The organism is Achromobacter sp. GD03932, assembly GCF_029839485.1.
GTDB classification, from domain to species: domain Bacteria; phylum Pseudomonadota; class Gammaproteobacteria; order Burkholderiales; family Burkholderiaceae_B; genus Achromobacter; species Achromobacter bronchisepticus_A.
Map to the genome: position 1 here is coordinate 228,428 of NZ_JAOCAT010000003.1, position 14,462 is coordinate 242,889.

14 protein-coding genes are annotated in these 14,462 nt (G+C 67.2%); 11 read left to right on the top strand and 3 right to left on the bottom strand.

Annotation, left to right across the window (positions count from 1 at the left end):
* Positions 1-3: 3 nt before the first annotated feature.
* Both N5C88_RS04415 and N5C88_RS04420 read right to left on the bottom strand, forming a co-directional pair.
* On the bottom strand, positions 4-504 hold the full coding sequence (locus N5C88_RS04415; protein WP_059380439.1) for a TRAP transporter small permease: 501 nt from the start codon (positions 502-504) through the stop codon (positions 4-6).
* 103 nt (positions 505-607) lie between these two features.
* Positions 608-1,582, bottom strand: coding sequence for a TRAP transporter substrate-binding protein (locus tag N5C88_RS04420; RefSeq protein ID WP_059380438.1), 975 nt, complete (start codon positions 1,580-1,582; stop codon positions 608-610).
* A gap of 103 nt (positions 1,583-1,685) precedes the next feature.
* Here N5C88_RS04420 and N5C88_RS04425 point away from each other — a divergent pair, with 103 nt between their 5' ends.
* The 9 genes from N5C88_RS04425 (at position 1,686) to N5C88_RS04465 (ending at position 10,551) form a co-directional block, all read left to right on the top strand.
* Positions 1,686-4,217 (top strand): FtsX-like permease family protein, encoded by a 2,532-nt coding sequence (locus N5C88_RS04425; RefSeq protein ID WP_118932240.1) that lies wholly within the window; start codon positions 1,686-1,688, stop codon positions 4,215-4,217.
* On the top strand, positions 4,217-4,639 hold the full coding sequence (locus N5C88_RS04430; protein ID WP_059380436.1) for a group II truncated hemoglobin: 423 nt from the start codon (positions 4,217-4,219) through the stop codon (positions 4,637-4,639). Before N5C88_RS04425 ends, N5C88_RS04430 begins: the two co-directional genes overlap by 1 nt.
* A complete protein-coding gene (locus N5C88_RS04435; protein WP_118932241.1) occupies positions 4,629-5,366 on the top strand; it encodes a 3-deoxy-D-manno-octulosonic acid kinase in 738 nt (245 codons plus the stop codon). Before N5C88_RS04430 ends, N5C88_RS04435 begins: the two co-directional genes overlap by 11 nt.
* A gap of 144 nt (positions 5,367-5,510) precedes the next feature.
* The gene (locus tag N5C88_RS04440; RefSeq protein ID WP_059380435.1) at positions 5,511-6,614 is read left to right on the top strand and encodes a polyamine ABC transporter substrate-binding protein; all 1,104 of its coding nucleotides are present in this window, start codon (positions 5,511-5,513) and stop codon (positions 6,612-6,614) included.
* A 6-nt stretch (positions 6,615-6,620) separates the two neighbouring features.
* A complete protein-coding gene (gene potA, locus N5C88_RS04445) occupies positions 6,621-7,748 on the top strand; it encodes a polyamine ABC transporter ATP-binding protein (protein WP_059380434.1) in 1,128 nt (375 codons plus the stop codon).
* Complete coding sequence (locus tag N5C88_RS04450; RefSeq protein ID WP_059380433.1) at positions 7,745-8,665, top strand: ABC transporter permease subunit; 921 nt, start codon at positions 7,745-7,747, stop codon at positions 8,663-8,665. The genes potA and N5C88_RS04450 overlap by 4 nt, the downstream gene beginning before the upstream one ends.
* On the top strand, positions 8,662-9,471 hold the full coding sequence (locus tag N5C88_RS04455; RefSeq protein ID WP_042792726.1) for an ABC transporter permease subunit: 810 nt from the start codon (positions 8,662-8,664) through the stop codon (positions 9,469-9,471). The genes N5C88_RS04450 and N5C88_RS04455 overlap by 4 nt, the downstream gene beginning before the upstream one ends.
* Complete coding sequence (locus tag N5C88_RS04460) at positions 9,468-9,824, top strand: arsenate reductase (RefSeq protein WP_059380432.1); 357 nt, start codon at positions 9,468-9,470, stop codon at positions 9,822-9,824. The genes N5C88_RS04455 and N5C88_RS04460 overlap by 4 nt, the downstream gene beginning before the upstream one ends.
* 13 nt (positions 9,825-9,837) lie before the next feature.
* Positions 9,838-10,551 carry a DNA-3-methyladenine glycosylase gene (locus N5C88_RS04465; RefSeq protein ID WP_118932262.1) on the top strand — a complete coding sequence of 238 codons (714 nt, stop codon included), beginning with the start codon at positions 9,838-9,840 and terminating at the stop codon, positions 10,549-10,551.
* Positions 10,552-10,591: 40 nt separating this feature from the next.
* Here the strand turns inward: N5C88_RS04465 and N5C88_RS04470 are convergent, their stop codons facing one another.
* Entirely contained in the window at positions 10,592-11,290 is a 699-nt protein-coding gene (locus N5C88_RS04470; protein WP_118932242.1) for a PhoP regulatory network YrbL family protein, read from the bottom strand.
* A 131-nt stretch (positions 11,291-11,421) separates the two neighbouring features.
* Between N5C88_RS04470 and rmuC the strand changes: the two genes are divergently transcribed.
* Both rmuC and N5C88_RS04480 read left to right on the top strand, forming a co-directional pair.
* Positions 11,422-12,801 (top strand): DNA recombination protein RmuC, encoded by a 1,380-nt coding sequence (gene rmuC, locus N5C88_RS04475; protein ID WP_059380430.1) that lies wholly within the window; start codon positions 11,422-11,424, stop codon positions 12,799-12,801.
* A gap of 106 nt (positions 12,802-12,907) precedes the next feature.
* A complete protein-coding gene (locus N5C88_RS04480) occupies positions 12,908-14,437 on the top strand; it encodes an amidase (RefSeq protein ID WP_280014750.1) in 1,530 nt (509 codons plus the stop codon).
* Positions 14,438-14,462: the final 25 nt, after the last annotated feature.

A 14,462-nucleotide genomic window follows, 5' to 3' on the forward strand; every position in this document is an offset into this window, starting at 1 on the left:
GGCTCAGCCTTGCGCGTCGTTGCGCACCGGCACCTCGTCTTCCTCGCCGGCGCACCAGCGGGCCAGCACGGCGATGGCGGCGAGGGTGGCGCCCACGGGGATGGCCAGGTAGATCCAGGAAATCGAAATGTCCAGGCTCGGCACGGTCTGGAAGCGCACGCGGTAGGTCATGTTGCCGCCGATCCAGGCCAGAAAGCCGAGGAATCCGGCGCAGATCAGGCCGATCACCGCTTCGAGCACGCGGCGGCGCGTGCCGCCCAGCAGGTTGCGCAGCAGCTCCACGCTGATCATGGCGCCGTGACGGAAGGCCAGGGCCACGCCCAGCAGCACGGTCCAGATCAGGAGGGCGCGGGTCAGCACCTCGCTCCAGTCGGCGGGGGAGTGCAGCACGAAGCGCGCGATGACTTGGTAGAAGGCGGCGGCTGCGGCGGCCACCAGCAGCAATTGGGCAAGGACCGAGACCAGTTTGAACAGGCCGCGGTCGAAGGCGCAGAGCAAACGCATGATGAATCCCGTTGGCGTTGTACGCAAAGGATGGGAACGAAAGCGGCGGGACCGGGATCCCGCCGCCATGGGCGCTTCGCCCCGGATCGGGGCGGGGGCCCGCTTACTTGGTGTCGCGGATCGCGTCGATCAGCTTCTTGTCGAACTTCTTGTAGTACTCGGGGTAGGCGGGCTCGACGGCGGCGGCGAAGGCGGCGCGGTCCACTTCGGACACCTGCATGCCTTCCTTCTTCAGCTGTTCGACACCCGTCTTCTCGATGTTGTCCACGTAGGCGCGCATGGCCTGGGCGGATTCCTTGCCGGCCTTGTCGAAGTTGGCCTTGTCCGCGGCCGACAGGCCCTCGTACACGTTGGCCGACATCAGCACCAGGGCCGGGCCATAGACGTGGCCGGTCAAGGACAGGTACTTCTGCATCTGCGACAGCTTGGCGGAGGTGATCACCGACAGCGGGTTTTCCTGGCCGTCGATGGTGCCTTGCTGCAGGGCGGTGGCGACTTCAGGCCAGGCCATGGGGGTCGGCAGAATGCCGATCTGGCGGAAGGCGGTGATGTGGATCGGGTTTTCCGTGGTGCGGATCTTCAGGCCCTTGGCGTCGGCCGGAGTCTTGACCGGGCGGACGTTGTTGGTCAGGTGGCGAAAGCCCTGTTCGCCCCAGGCCAGGGCGATGATGCCGCGGCTGGGGAACTTTGCCAGCATATCTTGTCCGATCTTGCTGTCGAGCACGTTGCGGGCGTGCGGCAAGTCGCGCAGCAGGAAGGGGATGTCGAAGACACCCGTTTCAGGCACGAAGTTCAGCGTGGCGCCGGTGGACACGATGGCCAGGTCGATGGTGCCGATCTGCAGGCCTTCGATCACTTCGCGTTCGCCGCCCAGCGCGCTGTTGGCGAATTGCTGTACTTTGTATTTCCCGCCGGTGGACGCTTCGATGGACTTGGCCAGCGCGTCGGCGCCAGCGCCGTAGTGCGAGGACGTGGACAGCGCGTAGGCCATCTTCAGAGTGTTCTGCGCCACGGCGGGCAGGGCGGTTGCGGCCGTGCAGGCGGCCAGAATCGTGGCGGCAAGCCAGGATTTACGCATCGTCTTCTCCAGGTTTTGAGTATCTTTATGGGTGGCTTCGCCTCCCGCCCCGGGATGATATCGGGATTCGGCCCCGATCTAGGCCGTTGGTTAACATTGTGGAATGATGGATTTCCCTGATACGTCACGGGCCAGGCGCCCAGGTTTTTGGTCCACCTTGCGCCAGGGCGCCAGGATGATGATGCGCGACGCCCGCGCCGGGGAACTGCGGCTGCTGGTGCTGGCGCTGGTCGTGGCGGTGGCCGCGGTGACCAGCGTCGGCTTCCTGGCGGACCGGGTCGGCCGGGCGCTGGAGCGCGACGCCGGGCAGATGCTGGGCGCCGACCTGGTGCTGGACGCCGACGAGCCGGTGCCTGCCGCCTTCATGGACCAGGCCCGCGAACGCGGGCTGGCCGTGTCCAGCACCTGGCAGTTCCCGTCCATGGTCGGGGCCGGCGACGGCGCCCAGCTGGCCGCGCTGAAAGCGGTGGAGCCGGGCTATCCGCTGCGCGGCGCCCTGCGCGTGGCGGGCGCGCCGTTCGAACCCGACGCCCCGACGCGCGACATTCCGCCTGAAGGGGCGGTCTGGGTGGACGCCCAATTGCTGTCCCTGCTGAACCTGAAGGTGGGCGGCACGCTCAACGTGGGCGACGCCCACCTGCGGGTGGACCGCGTCATCACCTATGAGCCGGACCGCGGCATGCAATTCGTCAACGTGGCGCCGCGGGTGCTGCTGCGCGCCAGCGATCTGCCCGCCACCGGCCTGATCGCGCCGGGCAGCCGCATCGGCTACGCCATGCTCGTTGCGGGCCAGCCCGACGCCGTGGCCGGCTACGCGACGTGGCTCAAGCAGAACCTGAAGCGCGGCCAGAAGGTTGCCACCCTGGAGTCCGGCCGGCCCGAAGTGCGCCGCACGCTGGACCGGGCGCAGCGCTTCCTGTCCCTGGTCGCGCTGCTGGCGGTGCTGATATCGGCCGTGGCCGTGGCCCTGGCCGCCGGCCGCTACATGACGCGCCACCGTGACGGCATCGCCGTCATGCGCTGCCTGGGGGCGGTGCAGTCGCAAGTGTCGCGCATGCTGACGCTGGAGTTCACCCTGGTCGGCCTGTTCTCGTCGGCCGCGGGCTGCCTGCTGGGTTATGCGGTGCACCAGGTGCTGGTGATGCTGCTGGGTTCGCTGATCGATACCAGCCTGCCCGCGCCTTCGGCCATCCCGGCCTTGCAGGGGCTGCTGACCGGCCTCTTGCTGTTGCTGGGTTTTGCCCTGCCGGCGCTGGCCCAGCTGCGCCATGTGCCGCCGGCCCGGGTGCTGCGCCGCGACGCCGACGCGCTCAGCGCGCGCAGCGCCCTGGGCTATGTGCTGGGGGCCGCGGGCTTCGCGCTGCTGATCTGGTGGTTTGCCGGCGACGCCAAGCTGGGCGGCGTGGTGGCGGGCGGCTTTTTAGGAGCCTTCGCCGTATTCGCGCTGGTGGCCTGGCTCTGCATCCTGGGCCTGGCGCGGGTGCGCCGGCTGGCTGCCGGCCTGCCGGCGCTGCGTTTCGCGCTGGCTGGCGTGGTGCGCCGGCGCGCCGCCACCATCACCCAGGTGTGCGCCCTGGCGGTGGGCCTGATGGCGCTGCTGTTGCTGACCATGACGCGCACCGATCTGATCCAGGGCTGGCAGCGGACCCTGCCGCCGGATGCGCCCAACCGTTTCCTCATCAACGTGCAGCCGGACCAGCGCCAGGCCGTGACCGACGCGCTTACCCGAGAAGGCCTGGGCCGCGTCACGCTGGCGCCGATGGTGCGCGGGCGGCTGATTGCCATCAACGGCAAGCCCGTGGGGCCGGACGACTACGAGGAGCCCCGCGCCAAGCGACTGGTGGACCGCGAGTTCAACCTGTCCTATGGCGATGAATTGCCGTCCTCCAACCGCATCGAGCAGGGCCGCTGGCTGGAACCCGGCGCGGCCGAGGTGTCGCTGGAGTCGGGCCTGGCCAAGACGCTGGGCCTGGCGCTGGGCGACAAGATGACCTTCGACGTGGCGGGCCAGCAGGTCGAAGTGGCCGTCACCAGCACCCGCCGGGTCGATTGGGATACGATGCGCGTCAATTTTTTCGCCATCCTGACGCCCGCCGCGTTGGCCGACATGCCCCAGAGCTGGATCACTTCGTTCTATCTGCCGCCCGAAAAGGCCTCGGTCCTGCCCGCGCTGGTGCGTGAGTTCCCGAACCTGACGGTGTTCGACGTGGGCGCCATCCTGCAGCAGCTGCAGTCCGTGCTGAACGAGGTGGGCAAGGCCGTGCAGCTGCTGTTCCTGTTCACCCTGGCCGCCGGCGTGCTGGTGCTGTCCGCGGCGCTGACGGCCACACGCGACGAGCGCATGCGCGAAGCCGCGGTGCTGCGTGCGCTGGGCGCAACCCGCAGCCAGCTTGCGCGCTCCCAGCGCATCGAGCTGTGGGCCGTGGGCGGCCTGGCGGGCCTGCTGGCGGCGGCGGGCGCCACCGCGATCGCTTGGGCTTTGTCAACGCAGGTATTTGATTTCACGATTACTCTCAGCCTCTGGCCCTGGCTGGCGGGCATCGCCGCGGGCATGCTGGGCGCATGGGCCGGCGGCGCCCTGGCCCTGCGCGGCGTGTTGCGCACCCCGCCCCTGGTCACCCTACGAGAAACCTGATGCCGACGCGCGTCCATACGATTACCGAACCCGTGGAAAACTCCAGCAGCATTTTTGACCTACTTGGCGGCGAGCCGGGCGTGCGCGCCCTGGTGGACCGCTTTTATGACCTCATGGACATGGAGCCCGACCTGAAGGAGCTGCGGGCCGCCCATGGCCCCAGCCTGGACCAGGCGCGCGACAAGCTGTTCTGGTTTCTTTGCGGCTACTTCGGCGGTCCGGACCACTATATAGAACGTTTCGGCCATCCGCGGCTGCGCGCCAGGCACCTGCCGTTCTCGATCGGCGAGGTCGAGCGCGACCAGTGGGTCATCTGCATCGGCCGGGCCATGGAAGACCAGGGGATCGAACCGGCCCTGGTCGAACGCCTGCTGCAGTCCTTCTACGGCGTGGCCGACTGGATGCGCAACCGTGAAGGCTGAAGGCGATTCCCGATCCGGCGAACGGCGCCTGGCCTGGTCCGGCCCCCTGGGCGGCGCCATGCTGAGCGATCCCTCGCGGCTGGCCGAGGCCGGCCCGGACCTGTTCAACCCGGCGCACTACGGCGACCGGGCGCGGCCGGTGGATGCCGGCGGGCGCCAGGCGGCGTGGTTCGTGCAGGGGGCGGGCTGGCAGGGCGTGCTGCGCCGCTACCGCCGCGGCGGGATGATCGCGCGCATCAGCCGCGACGCCTATCTCTGGAATGGCGAGGCCCGCACCCGCAGCTTCCGCGAATACCGCCTGCTGGCCGCCATGCGCGCCCAAGGCCTGGCGGTGCCCGCGCCGCTGGCCGCCGCCTACTGGCGGCAAGGCCCGATCTACCGCGCCGCCATCGTGGTCGAGCGCATCCCCGGCGTGCGGCCGCTGGCCCACATGCTGGCCGAGCCGGTCTGGCAGGCGGCGGCCGAGGCCATCGTGCGCATGCACCGGGCCGGCGTCTGGCATGCCGACCTCAATGCCTTCAACATCCTGGTGGGGGGCGACGGCCGCGTCTGGCTGATCGATTTCGATCGCGGCACGCAAGGTTCCCTGTCGGACCGCCAGCGCGAGGCCAACCTGGAACGCCTGCGCCGTTCGCTGCGCAAGGTGGCTGGGGAAGAGGGCGAGCGCTTCTGGCTGCGCCTGCGCGACAGCTACTGGACGGCCTGGGGCGTGGGAATCCAGCCCTGATCCGGGCGGCGGCGGCCAATTGCCGCCATCGGGCCCAAATCGCGCCAATTACCCGGCAAAGTTGGGCAGGTGATCGCTAAAAAGCTTTATCATTTCGCCTTTTGGTACTCCTGTCACATACGGCATAACGCAAGGGGGCTGGTGATGAAACTACGGGCGGGTATGCGCTTGGCGCTTGGAACGATGCTGGTCATGGCGGCCTCGTCGGCGGCGGTGGCGCAGAACAAGGTCGTCAACGTCTACAACTGGGCTGAATACACGGCTCCGGACACGATTCCCGGTTTTGAAAAGGAAACCGGCATCAAGGTCCGCTATGACGTCTACGACAGCAACGACACCCTGCAGGCCAAGCTGTTGGCCGGCAAGTCGGGTTACGACGTCGTTGTCCCGTCCACGCATTACGCCTCGCGCCAGATCGAAGCCGGCCTGTTCCAGAAGCTGGACAAGTCCAAGATCCCGAACTGGAAGTACCTGGATCCCGAAATCATGGCGCTGGTCGCCACCGTCGATCCCGGCAACGAATACGCCATTCCCTGGGGCTACGGCACCAACGGCCTGGGCTACAACGTCACCAAGGTCAAGCAGATCATGGGCGACGGCGTGGACCTGGCCAACTGGGACATGATCTTCAAGCCCGAGAACGCCGCCAAGCTGAAAGAGTGCGGCATCTCCATGCTGGACGAAGCCGCGCAGGTGTTCCCCGCCGTGCTCAAGTACCTGGGCAAGGACCCCAACAGCACCAACGCGGACGACTACAAGGCCGCGCTGGACGTGCTGATGAAGATCCGCCCGTACATCCGCCAGTTCAGCTCGTCGGGCTATATCGACGAGCTGGCCGTGGGCGACCTGTGCATGGTCTACGGCTTTTCCGGCGACGTGATGATCGCCCGCAAGCGCGCCCAGGACGCCAAGAAGTCCTACGAAGTGAACTACTTCATTCCGAAGGGCGGCGCGCCCGCGTGGTTCGACCTGATGGTCATCCCCAAGGATGCGCCGCATCCCGAAGAGGCGCTGGCCTTCATCAACTACATCGAAACGCCCAAGGTGCACGCGGCCATCACCAACACCATGTTCTACCCCAACGCCAACAAAGAGGCGCGGCAGTACGTGGTCAAGGACGTGGCCGACAACCCCATGATCTACCCGCCGGCGGACGTCTCCAAGACCCTGTATGTGATCAAGGCGCTGCCCTTGAACATCCAACGCCTGCAAAACCGGATGTGGTCCGAGCTGAAGTCTGGAAGATAAGTCATCATGAGCGATAGCCGTTACTCGGCGCAGCATTCGGCCGATCCGGACGAGTTCGTCCGGATCTCCGATGTCGTAAAGATCTTCGGCGATGTGGTCGCCGTCCGTTCCGTCAATCTCTCGGTCAAGCGCAACGAGATCTTCGCCCTGCTCGGCAGTTCGGGCAGCGGCAAGTCCACCTTGCTGCGCATGCTGGCGGGCTTCGAGGAAGCCACCTCGGGCCAGATCTTCCTGGATGGCGAGGACATCACGCACGTGCCGCCGTACCGCCGGCCCGTGAACATGATGTTCCAGTCCTACGCGCTGTTCCCGCACATGACGGTCGAGGCCAACGTGGCCTTCGGCCTGAAGCAGGAAGGCGTGGATCGGGCCGAGATCCACGACCGCGTGTTCGAAGCCCTGGACCTGGTCCAGATGGCCGGCTATTCGCGCCGCAAGCCCAACCAGCTGTCGGGCGGCCAGCAGCAGCGCGTGGCGCTGGCGCGCAGCCTGGTCAAGCGGCCCAAGCTGCTGCTGCTGGACGAGCCCATGTCCGCGTTGGACAAGCAGATCCGCCAGAAGACCCAGATCGAACTCGTGAAGATCCTGGAGCAGGTCGGCGTGACCTGCATCATGGTCACGCACGACCAGGAAGAAGCCATGACCATGGCCCATCGCCTGGCCGTCATGACCGAAGGCCAGATCGTCCAATGCGGCACGCCGCAGGACGTCTACGCCTTCCCGAATTCCCGCTTCGTCGCCAGCTTCATCGGTTCGACCAACATGTTCACCGGCACCATCGTGGTTGATGAACCCGACCATGTCGCCATCGAGTGCGGCGAGCTGACCCGTCCGCTCTTCGTCAACCACGGCGTGAGCGAACCGCTCGGCATGGAAGTGCACGTCTCCATCCGCCCTGAACGGTTGGTGGTGTCGCGCGAGCAGCCCGAAGCCGAGTACAACTGGGCCCACGGCATGGTCAGCCACATGGCCTGGATGGGCAGCTACGCGCTCTATCAGATCCGCCTGGATTCCGGCAAGACGGTCGAGGCCAGCGTGCCCAGCCAGCTGCTGGCCGCGATGGACGCGCCCGGCATCGACGAAGAGATCTTCGTCAGCTGGGACGCCGACAGCGCCACGGTGCTGGCGTCATGATCCGCTTTTCGCCCCGCGACTGGTTGCCGTCGGGCCGGGCGCTGGCGGTGGTGCCGCCGTTCGCCTGGCTGGTGCTGTTCCTGCTGGTGCCGTTCCTGCTGGTCCTGAAGATCAGTTTCGCCGAGCTGAAGTTCGGCATTCCGCCGTATACGTCGCTGGCGGAATTCAAGGACGAGGCGGTGCAGTTCAGCCTGCATCTGCGCGGCTACATCCTGCTGTTCACGGACAGCCTGTACTTCGCCACGTATCTGAATTCGGTGAAGATTGCCGCCATCACCACGCTCTTCTGCGTGCTGATCGGCTATCCCATCGCCTATTACATCGCGCGTTCGTCGCCGGCGGTGCGCAACCTGCTGCTCCTGGGCGTGATCCTGCCGTTCTGGACCTCGCTGCTGCTGCGCGTATACGCCTGGGTCGGCATCCTGCGCAACGACGGGCTGCTCAACAACCTGCTGCAGAGCCTGGGCATCATTTCCAGTCCGCTGGAAATCTACCGCACCGACGTCGCCGTCTACATCGGCATGGTTTACGCCTACCTGCCGTTCTTCATCCTGCCGCTGTATGCCACGCTGGTGAAGATGGACCTGCGCCTGCTCGAAGCCGCCTACGACCTGGGCGCCAAGCCCTGGCAGGCGTTCTGGCAGATCACCGTGCCGCTGTCGCGCCAGGGCGTGATCGCGGGCGCCATGCTGGTGTTCATCCCGGCGGTGGGCGAGTACGTGATCCCCGAAATGCTGGGCGGCGCCAACACGCTCATGATGGGCCGCGTGATGTGGAATGAATTCTTCAACAACGCCGACTGGCCCATGGCCTCGGCCGTGACCTGCGTGATGGTGCTGTTGCTGCTGGTGCCCCTGGTGTATTTCCAATACAACCAGGTCAAGCAGCAGGAACAGGCGAGCGGAGGCCGCAAATGAACGGGCCCAACAAGACTTTGCGCGCCGTCGTGCTGGGGCTGGGGTACTTCTTCCTGTACGTGCCCATCATCAGCCTGATGGTGTTCTCGTTCAACGAGTCGCCCACCGTCACGTCCTGGACCGGCTTCTCGTTCCGCTGGTATCACTCGCTGTTCAACGACGACGCGCTGCTGCGCGCGGCCTGGCTGTCGTTCCGCATCGCCGCCATGACCGCCACCGCCGCCGTCATCATCGGCACCTGGGCCGGCTATGTGCTGGGCCGCATGGGGCGCTTCCGCGGCTTCGCCCTGTATGTGGGCATGCTGAGCGCGCCGCTGGTCATCCCCGAAGTGGTGCTGGGCATCTCGCTCCTGCTGATGTTCGTGGAACTGCGCGGCAGCCTGGGCTGGCCCGCCGAAAACGGCATCTTCACGATCTGGGTCGGCCACGTGACCCTGTGCATGGCCTTCGTCGCGGTCGTCATCCAGACCCGCATCCGCGACCTGGACCGCTCGCTGGAAGAGGCCGCGCTGGACCTGGGCGCCACGCCCATGACCGTGTTCTTCAAGATCACGCTGCCGCTGATCGCGCCGGCGCTGGCCTCGGCCTGGCTGTTGTCCTTCACCCTGTCGCTGGACGACGTGGTGCTGGCTTCGTTCCTGTCCGGCCCCAGCTCCAGCACGCTGCCCATGGAAGTTTTCTCGCGCGTGCGCCTGGGCTTGAAACCCGAAATCAATGCGCTGGCGACGCTCTTCATCCTGGCGGTCGGCACTTGCGTGATCCTGGCCAACCGCATGCAATGGCGCAAGGAGTCCGAACCCAAATGAAGCAAACCACCCTGTACGGCCTGACGAAGTGCAGCACCTGCGTCAAGGCGCGCGACTGGCTGACCGCGCATGGCGTTGCCCATGCGTTCGTGGACTACCGCGACAATCCGGTGCCGGCCGCCACGCTGAAGTCCTGGGCTGACCAGGTCGGCGGCTGGGAAAAGCTGGTCAACCGCACGTCCATGACCTGGCGCAACCTGCCGGAAGAGCGCAAGACGGCGCACACCGATGCGCAGTGGAGCCAGTTGATCGCCGAGTATCCGGCGCTGGTGCGCCGCCCGGTTACGGTCACGCCCGATGGCGAGGTGAGCGTTGGCTTCAGCGAAAAGCGCTACGGCGAACGTTTCGCCTGAGGTCCAGGCCGGCCTGGCGCCGGGCGCGCCCGGCCGGGCCTTGCCCGACGCCTTCTTCGACCGCGACGCCGCGCAGCTGGCGCGCGAGTTGCCGGGCAAGGTGATCCGCCACCGCGTGGGCGACCTGTGGCTGTCGGCCCGCATCATCGAGACCGAGGCCTATTACCTGGAAGAGAAGGGCAGTCATGCGTCGCTGGGCTACACCCACAAGCGGCGCGCCCTGTTCATGGACGGCGGCACGGTCTACATGTATTACGCCCGCGGCGGGGATTCGCTGAACTTCAGCGCCGGCGGGCCGGGCAACGCCGTGCTGATCAAATCCGCCTATCCCTGGACGGACGCGCTGTCCGGTCCGCAGGCGCTGGCCCGCATGCTGCAGTTGAACCCGGATGCACAGGGGCGGCCGCGGCCGGTCTCGGGCCTGTGCGCCGGCCAGACGCTGCTGTGCCGGGCGTTGGGCCTGAAGGTGCCGGATTGGGATGCACGCGGTTTCGACCCGCAGGCGCTGTACGTGGAGGATGTGGGCGAGTCGCCCGAGGCCCTGATCTGCACCACGCGCCTGGGCATTCCGCTAGGGCGGGACGAACACTTGCACTACCGTTTTGTGGATCCTGCTTATGCGGCCTTCTGCACGCGCAATCCCTTGCGCCGCGGACAGCGCGCCGGCCACGACTACGTATGGGTAGACCGCCAGGGCGTGGTGTTGCCGCAGGCGCCGCAGGCGTAGCCGACCAGCCCGCGCCCCGGCCGCGCTTGCGTAAGGCGCCTCAGAACCCGCCAGTGGCGATGCGTTCGGCCAGGGCCGCGCGCATGCGCGTGTACTTGCGGTGGATGCGCCGGCTGTTCAGGCGCTTGCTCCAGGCATAGATCGGAATCAGGGGCAGCCCGCCGAAGCCGTCGATCAGGTACAGGCCTTGCTTGCCGTCGGCATTCAGGCCACAGGCGATGTTGCTGGCGGAGATGTCGTGCAGGACCACGTGGGCATCGGCCAAGTCCTGGAAGAATTCGTCCAGCTGCGCGCTGAGGGCGTCGTCCAGCTTGCCCTGCTTGGCCAGATCCGTCACGGTGGGAGCAATATTGCCGTTGGTATCGCAGATTTTCTCGACGACCAGCCCCAAGCCCAGCGTGGTTTGGGCCACGCCGAGTATGCGCGCCATGGGCACCTGCCAGACGCCGGAGGGGCGGGTGGTGGTGGTGACGTACTCGGAAATTTCGGTCAGGTAGACGCGGTACGCGCTTTCACGCTGGTACTGCTTGTACCAGCGCTTGAACGGGCGCGATTCCAGGTACACCGCGCGGGCGCGCATATCCATGACCTTGACGAGCAAGGACGGCATGTTGGGGTGCTGGAATATGTGCCTGTCGTGTCCCGAGGCGAGCGGCGTGGCGGCGTTCAGGTCCAGCGGGCCGAAGACGGACTGGAATGAAGCCGCGGCGAGACAGGGGGTGGGATCTGGGGGGGTCAAGGGGGAGCAAACCTGTTTGAATGCCCCAAAGTTTAATCCCTTGTTTCCGTTTTACTTGCCCGGCAGTGGTCGATCCTAGCGGGATTCGCCCTGAACGACGGGGGCCGCATCCTACAATCCCGGCTTTGGAGATGCATCTTTTGAACGACATACATCTGCTTTGGATCGCCGCAGGCGGCGCCGTTCTGGCCTTTCTGGCGGCGTTGCTGGCCTGGCTGCGCCCGCCCGCGCAGGACGCCCGGCTCGATGCGCTGCTGGAAAGCCTGGAACGCACCGAGCGCGCGCTGCGCTCCGACATCGCTGAAGGCCAGCGCGGCCTGCGCAGCGAATTCGCGGACTCCACGCGCGCCCTGCGGGTGGAGCTGTCGCAGTCGCATGGCGACCTGCGCGCCGGCTTGTCGCGCGATGCCCAGGCCGCGCGCGCCGAGTCGGCGGAATCCCTGACGCGCTTTGCAGCGGGCTTCTCCGAGCAACTGCAAGGCCTCATCCAGATCAACGAGCGGCGCCTGATGGAAGTGCGCGCCACGGTGGATCAGCGGCTGCAATCGTTGCAAACCGACAACAGCGCCAAGCTCGACGAAATGCGCCGCACCGTGGATGAAAAACTCCACGCCACGCTGGAGCAGCGCCTGGGCGAGTCCTTCAAGCTGGTGTCGGACCGCCTGGAGGCCGTGCACAAGGGCCTGGGGGAAATGCAGGCGCTGGCGGCGGGCGTGGGCGACCTGAAGCGGGTGCTGACCAACGTGAAGTCGCGCGGCACCTGGGGCGAGGTGCAGCTGGCCAGGCTGATCGAGGACAACATGACGCCGGACCAGTACGCCAGCAACATCAAGCCCGTGCCGGGCAGCGATGCGGTGGTGGAGTTCGCCATCCGCCTGCCGGGGCGCGGCGATGGCGGCGAACCCGTCTGGCTGCCGATCGACGCCAAGTTCCCCAAGGAAGAGTACGAGCGCCTCATGGACGCGCAGGAAGCCGCCGACATCGAAGGCGTGAAGAACGCCGGTGCCGCGCTGGGCCGGGCCGTCGAGCTGCAGGCGCGCCTGATCGCAGGCAAGTACGTCGCGCCGCCGCACACCACCGACTTCGCCATCATGTTCCTGCCCACCGAAAGCCTGTACGCCGAGGTGCTGCGCCGCCCGGGCCTGCTGGACAAGCTGCATGACCTGCGCGTCAACGTGGCCGGTCCCAGCAACCTGGCGGCGCTGCTGAACAGCCTGCAGATGGGGTTCCGCACGCTGGCGATCGAACAGCGCTCGTCCGAGGTCTGGCAGGTGCTGCGCGCGGTCAAGACGGAGTTCGGCAAGTTCGGCGAATCCCTGGCCAGCGTCAAGAAGACGCTGGACACCGCCAGCAACAAGATCGGGCAGACGGAAGTGCGCACCCGCGCCATGCTCAAGAACCTGAAGGCCGTCGAGGCGCTCCCCGAAGCCGACGCCCGGCTGCTGCTGGGCGCGGCGGACGAGGGCGGCCCCGGGGATGACGACGAAGACCAGGCTGCGGGCCAGAACTGATCCGGCCGCGGCGGCATCGCAGGGGCGTGAGCTTGTTGCCCGCTGCGACTGCCGATATCCTGGCGCTAGCGGCAATCCGCCGTCAGCTACCTGGAGCATTGCAAGCATGAGCACCGCTGAACGCCATGATTCCTCCACCCTGGACGCGACGGCGCTGGGCGCCGATATCGCACAAGGGGCCACCACTGCGCTTGCTGCGATGCAGCAGGCGGTGGATCGGGTGGCGGCCCGCAATCCCTCGATCAACGCGGCCTGCGGCATGCAGGCGGAAATCGGCCTGCGCCTGGCGCAGTCGCTGGACGAGGAGCTGGGCGGCCTGTCGCAGGAACAGCGCTTGACGCAATTGCAGAAGCGGCCGTTCCTGGGCGTGCCCACCTTGCTCAAGGATCTGGGTACCGCGGCGTTGGGCCTGCCCAGCGCCATGGGGTCGGTGCTGTATGGCCAGGTGGAATGGAACGTCGACGCCGAGATCGTCAAGCGCTACCGTCGTGCCGGCCTGATTCCGTTCGGCCGCACGACCAGCGCGGAACTGGGCCTGAGCCCCACAACCGAATCGCCGGTCTACGGACCAGCCACGCAGAATCCCTGGAAGGCGGGCCATAGCGCGGGCGGGTCCAGCGGCGGCGCGGGCGCCGCGCTGGCCAGCGGTATGGTGCGCATCGCCCATGGCAGCGACGGCGGCGGGTCCATCCGCATTCCCTCGTCCTGCTGCGGCGTGCTGGGCCTGAAACCTTCGCGCGGCCTGATGCCGCTGGGTCCGCTGAAGGGCGAAGGCTGGGGCGGCCTGGCCACCGAACACATGATGACCCTGTCGGTGCGCGACTGCGCCGCGTCGCTGGATATCAGCGCCGGCGCCGACGTGGGCGCGCCATATGCCGCGCCGGCGCTGCCGAAGGATTCCTATCGCGCCGTGGTGGCGCGCGTGGCCGCCGATCCGCAATCGGCTGCGCGGCGCCGCATCGCCTTCGTCAACACCACCTACGAGGGCGAGGCCATCCATCCTGAAGTGGCGGCCGTCGTGGACGAGGCCGCGCGCCTCTTCGCCTCGCTGGGCCATGAGTTGGCGCCTGCCGCGCCGCCGGTGGGATCCGAGGAGGTGCTGTCGCCCATGCTGCCGCTGATCGCGAGCGCGGCGGCCAACGCCATCGATGCCTTCGTGGCCGCGCGCGGCCGCCGCCTGGCCGCCGACGAACTGCAGCCGACCACGCTGGGCGCGCGCGAGTACGCCCGCGCCATCTCCGGCGCGCAGTACGTGGCCTGCGTCGATACCTGCCACGAGATCACGCGCCGGGTCGGCCGCTTCCTGGAGCGCGACGGCACGCAAGGCTACGACCTGTTCCTCAGCCCTGTGCTGGCGCAGCCGCCGGCGGCCATCGGCCGCTACGCCATGGACAACGCCGACTACCTGGCCTACCGTTTGGGCAAGAAGGGCGTCATCGGCTATTCGCCTTTTGCGCCTTTGGCCAATCTGACGGGCATGCCCGCCATCTCCATCCCCTTCGGCATGTCGTCCGATGGCCTGCCCATCGGCATCCAGCTGATGGGGCCGCTAGGCAGCGAGGTGCTGTTGCTGGAACTGGCAGCGCAGGTCGAAGCGCTGCGGCCCTGGGCCCTGGTGGCGCCAATGGCCAGATAGGGCGGAAGGGGCAGACCGCGCCGCG